At 56.7% G+C, this 18,060-nt stretch carries 17 protein-coding genes; 15 read left to right on the top strand and 2 right to left on the bottom strand.

What is annotated here, in order from left to right:
• The first annotated feature begins 101 nt into the window (after nucleotides 1–101).
• From nuoA to nuoN, 13 genes are all read left to right on the top strand, one after another.
• Nucleotides 102–542, top strand: a complete 441-nt coding sequence (nuoA, locus tag GM298_RS13055; protein WP_014171000.1) for an NADH-quinone oxidoreductase subunit NuoA — start codon at nucleotides 102–104, stop codon at nucleotides 540–542.
• A 15-nt stretch (nucleotides 543–557) separates the two neighbouring features.
• Nucleotides 558–1,232, top strand: coding sequence for an NADH-quinone oxidoreductase subunit NuoB (gene nuoB / locus GM298_RS13050; protein ID WP_003861482.1), 675 nt, complete (start codon nucleotides 558–560; stop codon nucleotides 1,230–1,232).
• An 89-nt stretch (nucleotides 1,233–1,321) separates the two neighbouring features.
• Complete coding sequence (nuoC, locus tag GM298_RS13045) at nucleotides 1,322–3,124, top strand: NADH-quinone oxidoreductase subunit C/D (RefSeq protein WP_025757183.1); 1,803 nt, start codon at nucleotides 1,322–1,324, stop codon at nucleotides 3,122–3,124.
• Nucleotides 3,125–3,126: 2 nt separating this feature from the next.
• Nucleotides 3,127–3,627 carry an NADH-quinone oxidoreductase subunit NuoE gene (gene nuoE / locus GM298_RS13040; RefSeq protein ID WP_003861486.1) on the top strand — a complete coding sequence of 167 codons (501 nt, stop codon included), beginning with the start codon at nucleotides 3,127–3,129 and terminating at the stop codon, nucleotides 3,625–3,627.
• On the top strand, nucleotides 3,624–4,961 hold the full coding sequence (gene nuoF / locus GM298_RS13035; RefSeq protein WP_008500209.1) for an NADH-quinone oxidoreductase subunit NuoF: 1,338 nt from the start codon (nucleotides 3,624–3,626) through the stop codon (nucleotides 4,959–4,961). The genes nuoE and nuoF overlap by 4 nt, the downstream gene beginning before the upstream one ends.
• Before the next feature lie 55 nt (nucleotides 4,962–5,016).
• Nucleotides 5,017–7,740 carry an NADH-quinone oxidoreductase subunit NuoG gene (gene nuoG / locus GM298_RS13030; protein ID WP_266154218.1) on the top strand — a complete coding sequence of 908 codons (2,724 nt, stop codon included), beginning with the start codon at nucleotides 5,017–5,019 and terminating at the stop codon, nucleotides 7,738–7,740.
• A complete protein-coding gene (gene nuoH, locus GM298_RS13025; protein ID WP_008500211.1) occupies nucleotides 7,737–8,714 on the top strand; it encodes an NADH-quinone oxidoreductase subunit NuoH in 978 nt (325 codons plus the stop codon). Before nuoG ends, nuoH begins: the two co-directional genes overlap by 4 nt.
• 13 nt (nucleotides 8,715–8,727) lie before the next feature.
• On the top strand, nucleotides 8,728–9,270 hold the full coding sequence (nuoI, locus tag GM298_RS13020) for an NADH-quinone oxidoreductase subunit NuoI (RefSeq protein WP_003861491.1): 543 nt from the start codon (nucleotides 8,728–8,730) through the stop codon (nucleotides 9,268–9,270).
• A 10-nt stretch (nucleotides 9,271–9,280) separates the two neighbouring features.
• Nucleotides 9,281–9,835: an NADH-quinone oxidoreductase subunit J gene (gene nuoJ / locus GM298_RS13015; RefSeq protein WP_008500212.1), complete on the top strand. Its 555-nt coding sequence runs from the start codon at nucleotides 9,281–9,283 to the stop codon at nucleotides 9,833–9,835.
• On the top strand, nucleotides 9,832–10,134 hold the full coding sequence (gene nuoK, locus GM298_RS13010) for an NADH-quinone oxidoreductase subunit NuoK (RefSeq protein WP_003861496.1): 303 nt from the start codon (nucleotides 9,832–9,834) through the stop codon (nucleotides 10,132–10,134). The genes nuoJ and nuoK overlap by 4 nt, the downstream gene beginning before the upstream one ends.
• Nucleotides 10,131–11,972, top strand: a complete 1,842-nt coding sequence (nuoL, locus tag GM298_RS13005) for an NADH-quinone oxidoreductase subunit L (protein ID WP_023312533.1) — start codon at nucleotides 10,131–10,133, stop codon at nucleotides 11,970–11,972. Before nuoK ends, nuoL begins: the two co-directional genes overlap by 4 nt.
• Nucleotides 11,973–12,048: 76 nt before the next feature.
• Nucleotides 12,049–13,578 (top strand): NADH-quinone oxidoreductase subunit M, encoded by a 1,530-nt coding sequence (gene nuoM / locus GM298_RS13000; protein WP_025757186.1) that lies wholly within the window; start codon nucleotides 12,049–12,051, stop codon nucleotides 13,576–13,578.
• 6 nt (nucleotides 13,579–13,584) lie between these two features.
• On the top strand, nucleotides 13,585–15,042 hold the full coding sequence (nuoN, locus tag GM298_RS12995; RefSeq protein WP_023312531.1) for an NADH-quinone oxidoreductase subunit NuoN: 1,458 nt from the start codon (nucleotides 13,585–13,587) through the stop codon (nucleotides 15,040–15,042).
• 91 nt (nucleotides 15,043–15,133) lie between these two features.
• On the opposite strand, the gene GM298_RS12990 is transcribed toward nuoN, so the two are convergent.
• Together GM298_RS12990 and rbn are read right to left on the bottom strand one after the other, a co-directional pair.
• Complete coding sequence (locus GM298_RS12990; protein WP_045286087.1) at nucleotides 15,134–16,138, bottom strand: chemotaxis protein; 1,005 nt, start codon at nucleotides 16,136–16,138, stop codon at nucleotides 15,134–15,136.
• 64 nt (nucleotides 16,139–16,202) lie between these two features.
• Nucleotides 16,203–17,120 carry a ribonuclease BN gene (rbn, locus tag GM298_RS12985; RefSeq protein WP_266154217.1) on the bottom strand — a complete coding sequence of 306 codons (918 nt, stop codon included), beginning with the start codon at nucleotides 17,118–17,120 and terminating at the stop codon, nucleotides 16,203–16,205.
• A gap of 71 nt (nucleotides 17,121–17,191) precedes the next feature.
• On the opposite strand from rbn, the gene GM298_RS12980 reads away from it, so the two are divergent.
• Together GM298_RS12980 and elaB are read left to right on the top strand one after the other, a co-directional pair.
• On the top strand, nucleotides 17,192–17,653 hold the full coding sequence (locus GM298_RS12980) for a GNAT family N-acetyltransferase (RefSeq protein WP_266154215.1): 462 nt from the start codon (nucleotides 17,192–17,194) through the stop codon (nucleotides 17,651–17,653).
• A 53-nt stretch (nucleotides 17,654–17,706) separates the two neighbouring features.
• Nucleotides 17,707–18,012 (top strand): stress response protein ElaB, encoded by a 306-nt coding sequence (gene elaB / locus GM298_RS12975; RefSeq protein WP_008500219.1) that lies wholly within the window; start codon nucleotides 17,707–17,709, stop codon nucleotides 18,010–18,012.
• Nucleotides 18,013–18,060: the final 48 nt, after the last annotated feature.

Below are 18,060 nucleotides of genomic sequence, written 5' to 3'. Positions count from 1 at the left end.
TGACAGTTAGTGTAAGGTTATTTGTTCCTCCCCATGAATCGATGTGATGCCCATTTGCCAGCAAGAGCAGTGTCGTTGGTATCACTTTTGATGAGTAAGCAATGAGTATGTCAACATCCACAGAAGTCATCGCTCATCACTGGGCATTCGCAATCTTTCTTATTGTAGCCATTGGCCTGTGCTGCCTGATGTTAGTCGGCGGCTGGTTCCTGGGCGGTCGCGCCCGCGCAAGGCACAAAAACACACCTTTCGAATCAGGTATTGATTCGGTCGGTTCCGCTCGCTTACGCCTGTCTGCCAAGTTCTATCTGGTAGCCATGTTCTTCGTCATCTTCGACGTGGAAGCGCTTTACCTTTTCGCATGGTCAACCTCCATCCGCGAAAGTGGTTGGGTGGGCTTTGTCGAGGCCGCAATTTTCATTTTAGTGCTACTGGCCGGTCTGGTTTATCTGGTGCGTATTGGCGCGCTTGACTGGACGCCTGCGCGTTCACGTCGTGAACATATCAACCCGGAAAACAGTATCTCTAATCGTCAGCAGTAACAGCGAGGCAATAAGATGGATTATACGCTCACCCGCATAGATCCTAACGGTGAGAATGACCGTTACCCCCTGCAAAAACAGGAGATCGTAACCGACCCCCTGGAGCAAGAAGTCAATAAAAGCGTGTACATGGGCAAACTCGAGCATGCCATGCACGATATGGTCAACTGGGGTCGTAAGAACTCCATCTGGCCTTACAACTTTGGCCTTTCTTGCTGCTACGTTGAAATGGTGACGTCATTCACTGCGGTGCATGACGTTGCGCGTTTTGGGGCAGAGGTACTGCGTGCTTCCCCACGTCAGGCTGACCTGATGGTGGTCGCCGGTACCTGCTTTACCAAGATGGCACCTGTTATTCAGCGTCTTTATGACCAGATGCTGGAGCCAAAATGGGTTATCTCCATGGGCGCATGTGCAAACTCTGGCGGTATGTACGACATCTATTCTGTCGTGCAGGGCGTAGATAAGTTTATCCCAGTGGATGTCTACATCCCGGGTTGTCCGCCACGTCCGGAAGCTTACATGCAGGCGCTGATGCTGCTGCAGGAGTCTATCGGTAAAGAACGTCGCCCACTGTCGTGGGTTGTTGGCGATCAGGGTGTGTATCGCGCGAACATGCAGTCTGAGCGCGAGCGTAAACGTGGTGAACGTATTGCCGTCACCAATCTGCGTACGCCTGACGAAATTTAATTTGCGCCTGTAGGCCTGGAGAACACCTTCGCATATCACTACTCAAATAGCGCGAAGCCAGGCTCAACAGTCACCACGGACCATTTGCAATGGTGAACAATATGACCGACTTAACCGCGCAAGAAGCCGCCTGGCAGACACGGGATCATCTGGATGACCCAGTCATTGGCGAACTGCGCAACCGTTTTGGGCCGGATGCCTTTACTGTTCAGGCTACCCGCACCGGGGTACCCGTTGTTTGGGTGAAGCGTGAGCAATTGCTGGAAGTTGTCGATTTCCTCAAGAAATTGCCAAAACCGTACGTCATGCTGTTTGACTTACACGGCATGGATGAACGTCTGCGTACCCACCGCCAGGGTCTCCCTGCTGCGGATTTTTCCGTTTTCTACCACCTGATCTCAATAGACCGTAATACGGATATCATGCTCAAGGTGGCATTGTCTGAAAACGACATGCATCTGCCGACGCTCACCAAACTTTTCCCGAACGCCAACTGGTATGAGCGTGAAACCTGGGAAATGTTCGGCATGACCTTCGACGGTCACCCGCATCTGACGCGCATCATGATGCCGCAGACCTGGACCGGCCACCCGCTGCGTAAAGACTACCCTGCACGTGCTACCGAATTCGACCCGTTTGAGCTGACCAAAGCCAAGCAGGATCTGGAGATGGAAGCCCTGACCTTCAAGCCAGAAGACTGGGGCATGAAGCGCGGTACCGACAACGAGGACTTCATGTTCCTCAACCTCGGTCCGAACCACCCGTCTGCGCACGGTGCCTTCCGTATCATTCTTCAGCTTGATGGCGAAGAGATTGTCGACTGTGTTCCTGACATTGGCTACCACCACCGTGGTGCTGAGAAGATGGGCGAGCGTCAATCCTGGCACAGCTACATTCCGTATACCGACCGTATCGAGTACCTCGGCGGCTGCGTAAACGAGATGCCATACGTGCTGGCCGTTGAGAAACTGGCAGGTATTACCGTTCCGGATCGCGTTAACGTCATCCGCGTGATGCTGTCAGAACTGTTCCGCATTAACAGCCACCTGCTGTATATCTCCACCTTCATTCAGGACGTCGGCGCGATGACCCCGGTCTTCTTCGCCTTTACCGACCGTCAGAAAATCTACGATCTGGTGGAAGCGATTACCGGTTTCCGTATGCACCCTGCCTGGTTCCGTATCGGCGGTGTGGCACACGATCTGCCGCGTGGTTGGGATCGACTGCTGCGTGAGTTCCTCGACTGGATGCCAAAACGTCTGGCCTCCTATGAGAAAGCCGCGCTGCGTAACACCATCCTGAAAGGGCGTTCCCAGGGCGTTGCGGCCTACGGCGCGAAAGAAGCGCTGGAGTGGGGGACAACAGGTGCAGGTCTGCGTGCGACCGGTATTAATTTCGACGTGCGTAAAGCGCGTCCTTACTCTGGCTACGAGAACTTCGACTTTGAAGTCCCGGTGGGCGGCGGTGTTTCCGACTGCTACACCCGCGTGATGCTGAAAGTGGAAGAGCTGCGTCAGAGTCTGCGCATCCTTGAGCAGTGCCTCAACAACATGCCGGAAGGCCCGTTCAAAGCGGATCACCCGCTGACCACGCCGCCACCGAAAGAGCGCACGCTGCAACATATCGAAACCCTGATCACCCACTTCCTGCAGGTTTCCTGGGGTCCGGTCATGCCGGCGCAAGAATCCTTCCAGATGATTGAAGCGACCAAGGGTATTAACAGTTACTACCTGACCAGCGACGGCAGCACCATGAGCTACCGTACCCGTGTGCGTACGCCAAGCTTCGCGCACCTGCAGCAGATCCCGTCCGCCATTCGCGGCAGTCTGGTCTCCGACCTGATTGTGTATCTGGGTAGTATCGATTTTGTTATGTCAGATGTGGACCGCTAATTATGCACGAGAATCAACAACCACAAACCGAGGCTTTTGAGCTGAGTGAAGCAGAGCGTGCCGCCATCGAGCACGAGATGCACCACTACGAAGACCCGCGTGCGGCGTCCATTGAAGCGCTGAAAATCGTACAGAAACAGCGTGGTTGGGTGCCGGATGGGGCGATCTATGCGATCGCAGAAGTGCTGGGTATTCCGGCAAGTGACGTAGAAGGCGTAGCCACGTTCTACAGCCAGATCTTCCGTCAGCCGGTAGGCCGCCATGTGATCCGCTACTGCGACAGCGTTGTCTGTCACATTACCGGTTATCAGGGCATTCAGGCTGCCATTGAGAAGAAACTCAATATCAAGCCGGGCCAGACCACCTTTGATGGTCGCTTTACTCTGCTGCCAACCTGCTGCCTGGGTAACTGCGACAAGGGGCCGACCATGATGATTGATGAGGACACTCACAGCCATCTGACGCCGGAAGCGATTCCTGACCTGCTGGAGCAGTACAAATGAAAACTGTAATTCGTACTGCTGAAACCCATCCGCTGACCTGGCGTCTGCGCGATGACAAACAGCCGGTATGGCTCGACGAATACCAGAGCAAAAACGGCTATGCCGGTGCGCGTAAAGCCCTCGGCGGCATGGCGCCGGACGACATCGTTAACGCGGTGAAAGAGTCGGGTCTGAAAGGCCGCGGCGGCGCGGGCTTCTCCACCGGTCTGAAGTGGAGTCTGATGCCGAAAGACGAATCCATGAACATCCGTTACCTGCTGTGTAACGCCGATGAAATGGAGCCGGGCACCTATAAAGACCGTCTGCTGATGGAGCAACTGCCGCACCTGCTGGTGGAAGGCATGCTGATCTCCGCGTTTGCGCTGAAAGCGTACCGTGGTTACATCTTCCTGCGCGGTGAGTACATCGAAGCAGCAGAAAACCTGCGTCGCGCGATTGCGGAAGCCACTGAAGCGGGCCTGCTTGGCAAAAACATTCTGGGCACTGGTTTTGACTTCGAGCTGTTCGTGCACACCGGTGCCGGGCGTTATATCTGCGGTGAAGAGACCGCGCTGATTAACTCCCTGGAAGGCCGCCGTGCGAACCCGCGTTCCAAGCCGCCATTCCCGGCAAGCTCCGGCGTATGGGGTAAGCCGACCTGCGTAAACAACGTCGAAACCCTGTGTAACGTTCCGGCAATCCTCGCCAACGGCGTGGAGTGGTATCAGGGCATCTCCTCAAGCAAAGATGCTGGTACCAAGCTGATGGGCTTCTCCGGCCGCGTGAAAAATCCTGGCGTCTGGGAGCTGCCGTTCGGTACCACCGCACGTGAAATTCTTGAAGACTACGCTGGCGGCATGCGCGATGGCCTGAAATTCAAAGCCTGGCAGCCGGGTGGGGCAGGGACAGACTTCCTGACCGAAGCGCACCTTGACCTGCCGATGGAATTCGAAAGCATTGGTAAAGCAGGCAGCCGTCTGGGTACGGCGCTGGCGATGGCCGTCGACCACGAGATCGGCATGGTATCGCTGGTGCGTAACCTGGAAGAGTTCTTCGCCCGTGAGTCCTGCGGCTGGTGTACACCTTGCCGTGACGGTCTGCCGTGGAGCGTGAAGATCCTGCGTGCAATCGAACGTGGCGAAGGCCAGCCTGGCGATATCGAGACACTTGAGCAACTGTGTCGATTCTTAGGTCCGGGTAAAACCTTCTGTGCCCACGCACCGGGTGCTGTCGAACCGCTGCAGAGCGCGATTAAATATTTCCGCGACGAATTCGAAGCAGGCATCAAGCAGCCGTTCAGCAATACCCATGCGATTAATGGGATTCAGCCGAACCTGCTGAAAGCGCGCTGGTAACGACAAGAATTTTGATTAACGCTCGGTTTCGACTGAGCCAACTGGAAGCATGCTAATGGCTACGATTCATGTAGACGGCAAAGAATATGAGGTCAACGGGGCGGACAACCTGCTGGAAGCTTGTCTGTCGCTCGGCCTTGATATTCCGTATTTTTGCTGGCATCCGGCGCTGGGCAGCGTCGGTGCTTGCCGCCAGTGTGCGGTGAAGCAATATCAAAACGCGGAAGACACGCGTGGTCGCCTGGTGATGTCCTGTATGACGCCAGCCACCGAAGGCACCTTTATTTCGATTGATGACGAAGAAGCCAAACAGTTCCGCGAAAGCGTTGTGGAATGGTTGATGACCAACCACCCGCACGACTGTCCGGTCTGTGAAGAGGGCGGTAACTGCCACCTTCAGGATATGACCGTAATGACCGGTCACAGCTTCCGTCGCTATCGCTTTACCAAGCGTACCCACCGTAACCAGGATCTGGGGCCGTTCATCTCTCACGAAATGAACCGCTGCATCGCCTGCTACCGCTGCGTGCGTTACTACAAAGACTACGCAGACGGCCAGGATCTGGGCGTCTATGGTGCACATGACAACGTCTACTTCGGTCGTCCGGAGGACGGGGTGCTTGAGAGCGAATTCTCCGGTAACCTGGTGGAAATCTGCCCGACCGGCGTGTTCACCGACAAAACCCACTCCGAGCGTTACAACCGTAAATGGGACATGCAGTTTGCGCCAAGCATCTGCCAGCAGTGTTCGCTGGGCTGTAACACCAGCCCGGGTGAGCGCTACGGCGAGCTGCGTCGTATCGAAAACCGTTATAACGGTACCGTTAACCACTACTTCCTGTGCGACCGCGGTCGTTTCGGCTATGGCTATGTGAACCTGAAAGACCGTCCGCGTCAGCCGGTTCAGCGCCGTGGCGATGACTTCATTACCCTGAACGCTGAACAGGCGATGCAGGGCGCGGCAGACATTCTGCGCCAGTCGAAGAAAGTGATCGGTATCGGCTCCCCGCGCGCCAGCATCGAAAGCAACTTCGCGCTGCGCGAGCTGGTGGGTGCGGAAAACTTCTATACCGGTATCGCCCAGGGCGAGCAGGAACGTCTGCAGCTGGTACTGAAAGTGCTGCGTGAAGGCGGTATTCATACCCCTGCGCTGCGTGAAATTGAATCCTATGATGCGGTTCTGGTGCTGGGGGAAGATCTGACGCAGACCGGCGCTCGTGCGGCTCTGGCAGTTCGCCAGGCGGTGAAGGGTAAAGCCCGTGAAATGGCAGCGGCGCAAAAAGTGGCTGACTGGCAGATTGCGGCAATCCTCAACATCGGCCAGCGCGCGAAGCATCCTCTGTTTGTGACGAACGTAGACAATACCCGTCTGGACGATATCGCGGCGTGGACCTACTGCGCACCGGTTGAAGATCAGGCGCGTCTTGGCTTTGCCATTGCCCACGCGCTGGACAGCAACTCCCCAGCCGTTGAACTGGATCGTGACCTGCAAAACAAGGTCGACGTGATTGTTCAGGCGCTGGCGGGTGCGAAGAAACCTCTGATTATTTCCGGGACTAACGCCGGAAGCGCCGAGATCATTCAGGCTGCAGCGAACGTTGCCAAAGCCCTGAAAGGCCGCGGTGCCGACGTTGGCGTGACCATGATTGCCCGTGCGGTAAACAGCATCGGTCTGGGTATGATTGGCGGCGGCTCGCTGGAAGAAGCGTTAAGCGAACTGGAATCCGGTGCCGCTGACGCCGTTGTGGTGCTGGAAAACGATCTGCATCGCCACGCTTCTGCCGCACGCGTAGACGCCGCGCTCTCCAAAGCGCCGCTGGTGATGGTTATCGACCATCAGCGCACCGCGATTATGGATAAAGCGCACCTGGTGCTCTCTGCGGCAAGCTTCGCAGAAAGCGACGGTACCGTTATCAACAACGAAGGCCGCGCGCAGCGTTTCTTCCAGGTTTATGACCCGGCATATTACGACAGCAACACCGTGATGCTGGAAAGCTGGCGCTGGCTGCACTCCCTGCACAGCAGCGTGCAGAGCCGTGAAGTGGACTGGACGCAGCTTGACCATGTTATCGACGCGGTGGTGGAAAAACTGCCTCAGCTGGCAGGCATTAAAGATGCCGCGCCTGAAGCAAGCTTCCGTATTCGCGGCCAGAAACTGGCGCGTGAACCGCACCGTTACAGCGGTCGTACCGCAATGCGTGCCAATATCAGCGTACACGAACCGCGTCAGCCGCAGGATAAAGACACCATGTTCGCCTTCTCAATGGAAGGGAACAACCAGCCGTCTGCGCCGCGTTCACAGATCCCATTCGCATGGGCTCCGGGCTGGAACTCCCCGCAGGCATGGAACAAGTTCCAGGCTGAAGTGGGCGGTTCACTGCGTCACGGTGATCCGGGCGTGCGTCTGATTGAAGCCTCTGAAACCGGTCTGGACTTCTTCACCACCGTGCCGGCGAGCTTCCAGGCGCAGGACGGTAGCTGGCGTATCGCCCCTTACTACCATCTGTTCGGTAGTGAAGAGCTGTCCCAGCGTTCTCCGGTCTTCCAGACCCGCATGCCGCAGCCGTACATCAAGCTCAACCCGGCGGACGCCGCGAAGCTTGGCGTCAACGCGGGTGCGAACATTGCCTTCAGCTACGACGGCCAGACCATCAGCCTGCCGCTGATTATCTCGGAAAGTCTGACAGCAGGGCAGGTAGGTCTGCCGATGGGTATGCCTGGCATCGCGCCGGTTCTGGCGGGTGCGCGTCTTGATAATCTGCAGGAGGCAAAAGCATGAGTTGGTTAACGCCGGATCTTATCGACATCCTGCTGAGCATTCTGAAAGCGATTGTTATCCTGCTGGTGGTGGTCACCTGCGGCGCGTTCATGAGCTTTGGTGAACGTCGTCTGCTCGGTCTGTTCCAGAACCGTTACGGACCGAACCGCGTGGGCTGGGGTGGTTCACTCCAGCTGGTCGCGGACATGATCAAGATGTTCTTTAAAGAGGACTGGATCCCGCGCTTCTCGGACCGCGTGATCTTTACTCTGGCACCGATGATCGCCTTCACCTCGCTGCTGCTGGCGTTTGCTATCGTTCCGGTCAGCCCGACCTGGGTGGTGGCTGACCTGAACATCGGCATTCTGTTCTTCCTGATGATGGCAGGCCTCGCGGTTTACGCGGTGCTGTTCGCAGGCTGGTCCAGTAACAACAAATACTCGCTGCTGGGTGCGATGCGTGCGTCTGCGCAGACGCTGAGCTACGAAGTGTTCCTGGGTCTCTCCCTGATGGGCGTGGTGGCGCAGGCCGGTTCATTCAACATGACCGACATCGTCAACAACCAGGCCGACATCTGGAACGTTATCCCGCAGTTCTTTGGGTTTATTACCTTTGCTATCGCGGGCGTGGCGGTGTGTCACCGTCACCCGTTTGACCAGCCAGAAGCCGAACAGGAACTGGCCGACGGTTACCACATTGAATATTCCGGTATGAAATTCGGTCTGTTCTTCGTGGGCGAATACATCGGTATCGTCACCATTTCCGCGTTGATGGTAACGCTGTTCTTTGGTGGCTGGCATGGCCCGTTCTTACCGCCGTTCATCTGGTTCGCGCTGAAAACCGCGTTCTTCATGATGATGTTCATTTTGATTCGCGCAGCGTTACCGCGTCCGCGTTATGACCAGGTAATGTCCTTCGGCTGGAAAGTGTGCCTGCCGCTGACGCTCGTCAACTTGTTGGTAACGGCGGCTGTCATTCTCTGGCAGCAGCCATAAGGGGCTATAGACCATGACCTTAAAAGAATTACTGGTAGGCTTCGGCACTCAGGTACGCAGTATCTGGATGATCGGCCTGCACGCGTTTGCCAAACGCGAAACCCGGATGTACCCGGAAGAGCCGGTATATCTGCCGCCGCGCTACCGTGGCCGTATCGTGCTGACGCGCGACCCGGACGGTTCCGAGCGCTGCGTTGCCTGTAACCTGTGTGCGGTAGCGTGTCCGGTAGGCTGTATCTCTCTGCAGAAAGCAGAGACGGTAGATGGCCGCTGGTACCCTGAGTTCTTCCGCATCAACTTCTCACGCTGCATCTTCTGCGGTCTGTGTGAAGAAGCGTGCCCAACCACGGCGATTCAGCTGACTCCAGACTTTGAACTGGGTGAGTATAAGCGTCAGGACCTGGTGTACGAGAAAGAGGATCTGCTGATTTCCGGTCCGGGTAAATACCCGGAATATAACTTCTACCGGATGGCGGGTATGGCAATCGACGGCAAAGATAAGGGCGAAGCAGAGAACGAAGCTAAGCCTATCGACGTCAAGAGCCTGTTACCGTAAGGAGAGGGCAATGGAATTCGCTTTTTATATCTGTGGCCTTATCGCCATCCTGGCTACGCTGCGAGTGATTACGCACACCAATCCGGTGCATGCGCTGCTGTACTTAATCATTTCACTGCTGGCCATTTCCGGGGTGTTCTTTGCGCTGGGCGCGCACTTCGCCGGTGCGCTGGAAATCATCGTCTACGCCGGGGCCATCATGGTGCTGTTCGTGTTCGTGGTGATGATGCTGAACTTGGGCGGCTCTGAAATTGAGCAGGAACGTCAGTGGTTAAAACCGCAGGTATGGATTGGCCCGGCAATTCTGTCGGCCATCATGCTGGTGGTGATTGTATACGCCATTCTCGGCGTCAACGATCAGGGCATCGACGGTACGCCGATCGGCGCTAAAGAGGTCGGTATTACGCTCTTTGGCCCATACGTTCTGGCGGTTGAACTGGCCTCCATGCTGCTGCTGGCAGGTCTGGTTGTTGCCTTCCACGTTGGCCGCGAAGAGCGTGCTGGCGAGGTGCTGAGCAACCGCACTGACGACCGCGCGAAAAGAAAAACGGAGGAGCGCGCATGATCCCCTTAACACATGGACTGATCCTCGCTGCGATTTTATTCGTTCTGGGTCTGACGGGTCTGGTTATCCGCCGCAATCTGCTGTTTATGCTGATCGGTCTGGAAATCATGATTAACGCCTCTGCGCTGGCCTTCGTGGTCGCCGGAAGCTACTGGGGCCAGACCGATGGTCAGGTGATGTACATTCTCGCCATCAGCCTTGCGGCTGCTGAAGCGAGTATTGGCCTGGCGCTGTTACTGCAGCTCCATCGTCGCCGCCAGAATCTGAACATCGATTCAGTAAGTGAGTTGCGTGGATGAACATGCTTGCCTTAACCATTATTTTTCCGCTGATTGGCTTCGTGCTGCTGGCGTTTTCTCGCGGCCGCTGGTCTGAGAATCTGTCTGCGACCGTCGGCATCGGCTCTGTTGGTCTGGCTGCGCTGGTGACAGCGTATGCGGGTATCGACTTCTTTAATAACGGACGTCAGCCCTTCAGCGTGCCGCTGTGGACCTGGATGTCGGTCGGTGATTTCAACATCGGTTTCAACCTGGTGCTGGATGGTCTCTCGCTGACCATGCTCTCCGTGGTCACCGGCGTCGGCTTCCTGATCCACATGTTCGCCTCCTGGTATATGCGCGGTGAAGAGGGGTACTCCCGCTTCTTCGCCTACACCAACCTGTTTATCGCCAGCATGGTGGTTCTGGTGCTGGCCGATAACCTGCTGCTGATGTATCTGGGCTGGGAAGGCGTGGGCCTGTGCTCGTACCTGCTGATCGGTTTCTACTACACCGATCCGAAGAATGGCGCAGCGGCGATGAAAGCGTTCGTCGTGACCCGTGTGGGTGACGTCTTCCTCGCGTTCGCGCTGTTCATTCTCTATAACGAACTGGGCACGCTGAACTTCCGCGAAATGGTGGAACTGGCGCCGGCACACTTCGCTGCAGGCAACAACATGCTGTGGTGGGCAACGCTGATGCTGCTGGGTGGTGCTGTGGGTAAATCCGCACAGCTGCCGTTGCAGACATGGCTGGCCGACGCGATGGCGGGTCCAACCCCTGTCTCCGCGCTGATCCACGCTGCGACCATGGTCACCGCCGGTGTCTACCTGATTGCGCGTACCCATGGCCTGTTCCTGATGACCCCGGAAATTCTGCATCTGGTGGGTATCGTCGGTGCGGTCACGCTGGTGCTGGCAGGCTTTGCCGCGCTGGTGCAGACCGATATCAAACGCGTTCTTGCTTATTCCACCATGAGCCAGATTGGTTACATGTTCCTGGCGCTGGGCGTTCAGGCGTGGGACGCGGCGATTTTCCACCTGATGACGCACGCGTTCTTTAAAGCGCTGCTGTTCCTCTCATCCGGTTCCGTCATTCTGGCCTGCCATCACGAGCAGAACATCTTCAAGATGGGCGGATTGCGTAAGTCCATCCCGTTGGTTTATGTCTGCTTCCTGGTGGGCGGCGCGGCGCTGGCGGCACTGCCGCTGATCACCGCGGGCTTCTTCAGTAAGGACGAAATCCTTGCGGGTGCCATGGCGAATGGTCATATCAATCTGATGGTAGCGGGTCTGGTCGGCGCGTTCATGACCTCCCTGTATACCTTCCGTATGATTTTCATCGTATTCCACGGTAAAGAACAAATTCACGCTCACGCAGGGAAGGGGATTACCCACCACCTGCCGCTGATTGTGCTGCTGGTCCTGTCCACCTTCGTTGGCGCGATGATTGTTCCGCCACTGCAGGGCGTACTGCCAGACACCACCGAGCTTGAGCATGGTCGCGTTCTGACGCTTGAAATCACCTCCGGTGTGGTCGCTATCGCGGGCATCCTGATCGCTGCATGGCTGTGGCTGGGTAAACGTACGCTGGTAACTGCCGTTGCCAACAGTGCGCCGGGCCGTCTGCTGGGCACCTGGTGGTACAACGCGTGGGGCTTCGACTGGCTGTACGACATGATCTTCGTGAAGCCGTTCCTGGGCATTGCGTGGCTGCTGAAGCGCGACCCACTGAACAGCCTGATGAATATCCCGGCGATCCTTTCCCGCTTTGCAGGTAAAGGCCTGCTGTACAGCGAGAACGGTTACCTGCGCTGGTATGTGGCGTCCATGAGCATCGGTGCGGTTGTCGTGCTGGCGCTGCTGATGGTGTTGCGTTGATCGTTAAGTGAATTTTATTCGAATTCGTTGAAAATCAGGCCCCTGCTGGGGGCCTTAAAAAGGAATGTAAATCGCCATGTTACTACCCTGGCTAATATTAATTCCCTTCATCGGCGGCTTCCTGTGCTGGCAGACTGAACGCTTTGGCGTGAAAATGCCGCGCTGGATCGCGCTGATCACCATGGGATTGACGCTCGCGCTTGGTCTGCAACTCTGGTTGCAGGGTGGCTACTCTCTGACTCAGTCTGCGGGCATTCCGCAGTGGCAGTCTGAGTTTATCCTGCCGTGGATCCCACGTTTCGGCATTACGATCCACCTGGCGATTGACGGTCTGTCGCTGCTGATGGTGGTGCTGACCGGTCTGCTCGGCGTTCTGGCGGTACTCTGCTCCTGGCGTGAAATCGAAAAATACCAGGGCTTCTTCCACCTGAACCTGATGTGGATCCTGGGCGGCGTTATCGGCGTGTTCCTGGCCATCGACATGTTCCTGTTCTTCTTCTTCTGGGAAATGATGCTGGTGCCGATGTACTTCCTGATCGCGCTGTGGGGCCATAAGGCGTCCGACGGTAAAACGCGTATCACGGCGGCCACCAAGTTCTTCATCTATACCCAGGCGAGTGGTCTGGTGATGCTGATTGCCATTCTGGCGCTGGTGTTTGTGCACCACAATGCGACCGGTGTCTGGACCTTCAACTACGAAGAGCTGCTGAAGACTCCGATGTCGCACGGCGTGGAATACCTGCTGATGCTGGGCTTCTTCATCGCCTTCGCGGTGAAAATGCCGGTGGTTCCTCTGCACGGCTGGCTGCCAGACGCGCACTCTCAGGCACCAACGGCGGGTTCCGTTGACCTGGCGGGCATCTTGCTGAAAACCGCGGCCTACGGCCTGCTGCGTTTCGCACTGCCGCTGTTCCCGAACGCCTCCGCTGAGTTCGCACCGATTGCCATGTGGCTGGGTGTGATCGGTATCTTCTACGGTGCCTGGATGGCGTTTACGCAGTACGACATCAAACGTCTGATTGCCTACACCTCCGTCTCCCACATGGGCTTCGTGCTGATTGCTATCTACACCGGCAGCCAGCTGGCGTACCAGGGCGCGGTGATCCAGATGATTGCGCACGGCCTGTCCGCAGCCGGTCTCTTCATCCTGTGTGGCCAGCTGTACGAACGTCTGCACACTCGCGACATGCGTATGATGGGCGGCCTGTGGAGCAAAATTAAATGGCTGCCAGCGCTGTCCATGTTCTTCGCAGTGGCCACCCTGGGGATGCCGGGCACCGGTAACTTCGTCGGCGAATTTATGATTCTGTTCGGCAGCTTCAAAGTGGTACCGGTGATTACCGTGATCTCCACCTTTGGTCTGGTGTTCGCTTCCGTGTACTCGCTGGCGATGCTGCACCGCGCTTACTTCGGTAAAGCGAAGAGCGAAATTGCTGCACAAGAACTGCCGGGGATGTCGCTGCGTGAGCTGTTCATCATCCTGCTGCTGGTCGTACTGCTGGTGCTGCTGGGCTTCTTCCCGCAGCCGATTCTGGATACCTCGCATAGCGCGATGGGTAACATCCAGCAGTGGTTTGTTAATTCTGCTTCTACTACAAGGCCGTAATTCGCCATGACAATAACTCCACAACAACTGATCGCGCTGCTACCGCTGCTGATCGTCGGATTGACGGTGGTGGTTGTGATGCTCTCCATTGCGTGGCGACGCAATCACTTCCTGAATGCCACGCTGTCGGTCATTGGCCTGAACGCCGCGTTAGTCTCTCTCTGGTTTGTTGGCCAGGGTGGGGCGATGGACGTCACCCCGCTGATGCGCGTTGACGGTTACGCTATGCTGTATACCGGTCTGGTTCTGCTGGCGAGCCTGGCAACCTGTACCTTTGCGTACCCGTGGCTTGAAGGCTACAACGACAACAAAGAAGAGTTTTACCTGCTGGTTCTGATTGCCGCACTGGGCGGCATTCTGCTGGCGAACGCGAACCACCTGGCTGCGCTGTTCCTCGGCATTGAGCTGATCTCTCTGCCGCTGTTCGGTCTGATTGGTTACGCCTTCCGTCAGAAGCGCTCGCTGGAAGCAAGCATCAAGTACACCATCCTGTCTGCGGCGGCGTCCTCGTTCCTGCTGTTTGGTATTGCGCTGCTGTACGCACAGTCCGGTAATCTCTCCTTCATGGCGCTCGGCAAGAGCCTCGGCGACGGCATGCTGCATGAGCCGCTGCTGCTGGCGGGTCTGGGCATGATGATTGTTGGCCTTGGTTTCAAACTCTCTCTGGTTCCGTTCCACCTGTGGACGCCAGACGTCTACCAGGGTGCGCCAGCGCCGGTGTCTACCTTCCTGGCGACGGCGAGCAAAATCGCTATCTTCGGGGTGGTGATGCGTCTGTTCCTGTACGCACCGGTGGGTGACAGCGAAGCGGTTCGCGTGGTGCTGGGCATCATCGCGTTCGTCTCCATCATCTTCGGTAACCTGATGGCGCTGAGCCAGACCAACATCAAACGTCTGCTGGGTTACTCCTCTATCTCGCATCTGGGCTACCTGATGGTGGCGCTGATTGCGCTGCAGAGCGGTGAGATGTCGATGGAAACCGTGGGCGTCTATCTGGCCGGTTATCTGTTCAGCAGCCTCGGCGCGTTCGGCGTGGTGAGCCTGATGTCCAGCCCGTACCGTGGCCCGGATGCCGATTCACTGTTCTCCTACCGTGGTCTGTTCTGGCACCGTCCGATCCTGTCCGCGGTGATGACGGTGATGATGCTCTCTCTGGCGGGTATCCCGATGACGCTGGGCTTTATCGGTAAGTTCTACGTGCTGGCTGTCGGTGTGCAGGCGCATCTGTGGTGGCTGACCGCGGGCGTGGTGATCGGCTCTGCGATTGGTCTGTACTACTACCTGCGTGTGGCCGTGAGTCTGTACCTGAGTGCTCCTCAGCAGCTCAACCGTGACGCCCCAACCAACTGGCAGTACAGCGCCGGCGGTATTGTGGTCCTCATCTCCGCACTGCTGGTACTGATCTTCGGTATCTATCCGCAGCCGCTAATTGATATCGTGCAGCGAGCGATGCCGCTGATGTAAAACAAAAAACCCGCCTCGGCGGGTTTTTTTATGGTTTTCTCCCTCTCCCCGTGGGAGAGGGCCGGGGTGAGGGCACCAGCCCGCACCAGATTTAAGCCAGCTGTTTTCTGCTAATCAACGGCCCGTCAATCTTCTTCATCGAGCGGTCCAGCACTTCCTCAATCACCGATGACAGCTCGTTCAGCTCAAACTTCGCCACATAACCGTCCGCCTTCACCTTACGAATATGATCTTCGTTGGCATTGCCGGAAAGGGAGGAGTGGATCACCACCGGAATATCTTTCAGCAGCGGGTCGGTTTTGATTTTACGCGTCAGCGTGAAACCGTCCATCTCCGGCATTTCGAGGTCGGTCAGTACCAGGGCAATCTTATCGGTAATCGGCACCCCTTCCGCCTGCGCCTGTGCCGCCAGCACGCCAATTTTCTCCCATGCGTCTTTACCGGTGATATGCAACTGCGCCGGAATTTCCATTGCCTGCAGGCCCTTCTCCAGCATGGAGCGCGCCACTTTGGAATCTTCCGCGACAATCGCGACAGCGCCAGGCTTAATATGGAATTTGGTGGTCTTCAGATTGGTGGCATGAAGATCGTGGTTGGCCGGCGTGATGTCATACAGGATCTGCTCAACGTCCAGCACCATCGCCAGTTCGTTGGTATCCGTCTTCTCGTCAAGACACGCAATACTGGTGATGTAGCGCCCGCTGACGGCGGTTTCCGCGGCGTGCACCTGCTTCCAGTCCAGACGCATGATGTTCTCAACCGATTCCACGGCGAACGCCTGCACGCTACGTGCATATTCGGTGATCAGCAGAATGTTCAGCCCGGTAGTGGGCTTACAGCCCGCCACGGCGGCCAGGTCAATCACCGGGATCACCTGATCGCGAATATTCACCATTCCCATCAGCGGTGATTTCATTCCTGCGGGTTTCGTGAACTCCGGCATCGGCACTATTTCACGCAGTTTAAAGACGTTAATGCCAAACAGCTCAGATTTATTTTCGTTAAGAGAGGTGCCGAGACGGAACAGCAACAGTTCAAAACGGTTCGACAGGGTCAGATTCGCCCTGTCATCAATATCTTTCTGGAAATTATCCATTCTACCCTCGAGAGAAATGCTGACCTTTTAATCGTTATCGGCATCCTGAGAGAAAAATGAAGGACTAAACGCTGACCTGAGCGAAATCTTCGGCCAGCTCACATTCCGGGAACAGCGCGCGACACTCTGCCAGCAGGCCTGCACACCCCCGTGCGTCGTAGCGTGAGCTGACATGGGTGATGATGAGCCTGCCGACCCCTGCGTCACGGGCAAGCTGCGCTGCCTGTCGCGTTGAGCTATGGCCCCGGCTGTTGGCTTTTTCTTCCATCGCCGTTTCAAGCGTGGCTTCATGCACCATCACGTCCACGCCCTGCGCCAGGGTTAACGCTGCCGGGCAAGGGGCCGTGTCGCCAAAAATCGCCAGTTTTTTGCCGGGCTGCGGGGCGGCGAGATAATCCTGACCGTTGATGACGCGCCCGTCCTCCAGCGTGACGGTCTCTCCGTGCTTCAGGCGCTGGAACAGCGGCCCGGGTTTGACGCCATCGGCCATTAGCGCGGCGGCATCCAGCGCGCCGGGTTTGTCATGCGCTTCAATGCGGTAGCCGTAGCACGCCACAGGATGATTGAGCGGTTGGGCGGTGATGTGATAATCCCCGTCATCGAAAACCAGACCGTCGCCAATCTCAACGATTTCCAGCGGATAATCCGTCCACGACCCGCTCAGGCGCAGCGTGGTTTCAACAAATTCACGCACACCCGCAGGCCCGTAAATCGTCAGCGGGTTGGCATTGCCGGCCATGGAGCGGCTGCACAGCAGCCCGGGCAGGCCAAAAAGATGGTCGCCATGCAGGTGTGTGATAAAGATTTTATCCAGCTTGCCAGGGTGATAAGCGGTGCGTAACAGCTGATGCTGCGTCCCTTCGCCACAGTCAAACAGCCACAGCCCACCGCGGGTTGGGTGTTTAAGATCCAGCAGAATCGCCGTCACATTTCGTGAGCGGGTTGGCACGCCAGCGGACGTACCCAGAAATATCAGTTCCATAACGCAATCAGCCCTTTGCCGAACGGGGAGGGGTTTAGTATAACGTGATGAACCCCAGGAAGGAGACTGACATGATCCAGTGGCAAGATTTACACCATAGTGAACTCACCGTTAATGTGCTGTATGCCCTGCTTAAACTGCGCTGTGAAGTGTTTGTGGTCGAACAGACCTGCCCGTATCAGGACATCGATGGCGATGATCTGGTCGGCGAAAACCGCCATATCCTCGGCTGGCGCGATAACGAGCTGGTGGCGTATGCGAGGATTCTGAAAAGCGAAGACGATATGGAGCCCGTGGTCATTGGCCGCGTCATCATCAGCGGTAGCGCGCGCGGTGAAAAACTGGGCTATCAGCTGATGGAAAAAACGCTGGCAGCGTGCCAGAAACAGTGGCCAGACAAGGCGTTATACCTGGGTGCGCAGGCACACCTTCAACCCTTCTATGGCCACTTTGGCTTCGTGCCGGTTACTGAAGTCTACGACGAAGATGGCATTCCCCACATTGGTATGGCGCGGGAAGCGAAGCAGGCGTAATGGCGAGTCGTTGGCTATAGTTAGCGGACTGGTGTACTAACATGGAGAAAAATATGTCATTTCAATCCTGGGATACCCGTATCGATGACGATCTGGCCTTACTGAGTGAAACGCTGGAAGAGGTGTTACGTTCCTCGGGCGACCCTGCCGATCAGAAATATATTGAGCTTAAAGCCCGTGCCGAACAGGCGCTGCATGAGGTTAAAAATCGCGTCAGCCACGCATCGGATACCTATTACTACCGCGCCAAAAAAGCGGTGTATCGTGCCGATGATTACGTGCATGAAAAACCGTGGCAGGGTATTGGCGTCGGGGCCGCCGTAGGGCTGGTACTCGGTCTGCTGTTAGCCCGTCGTTAGGCCGCTTAACCACTCCCTATACGTGGGTACTGATATTTCTGATGGTAC

Origin of the sequence: Enterobacter sp. HSTU-ASh6 (assembly GCF_026319105.1) — a bacterium.
Classification (GTDB): Bacteria; Pseudomonadota; Gammaproteobacteria; order Enterobacterales; family Enterobacteriaceae; genus Enterobacter; species Enterobacter sichuanensis.
This window is presented reverse-complemented; position numbering and strand designations above follow the sequence as displayed.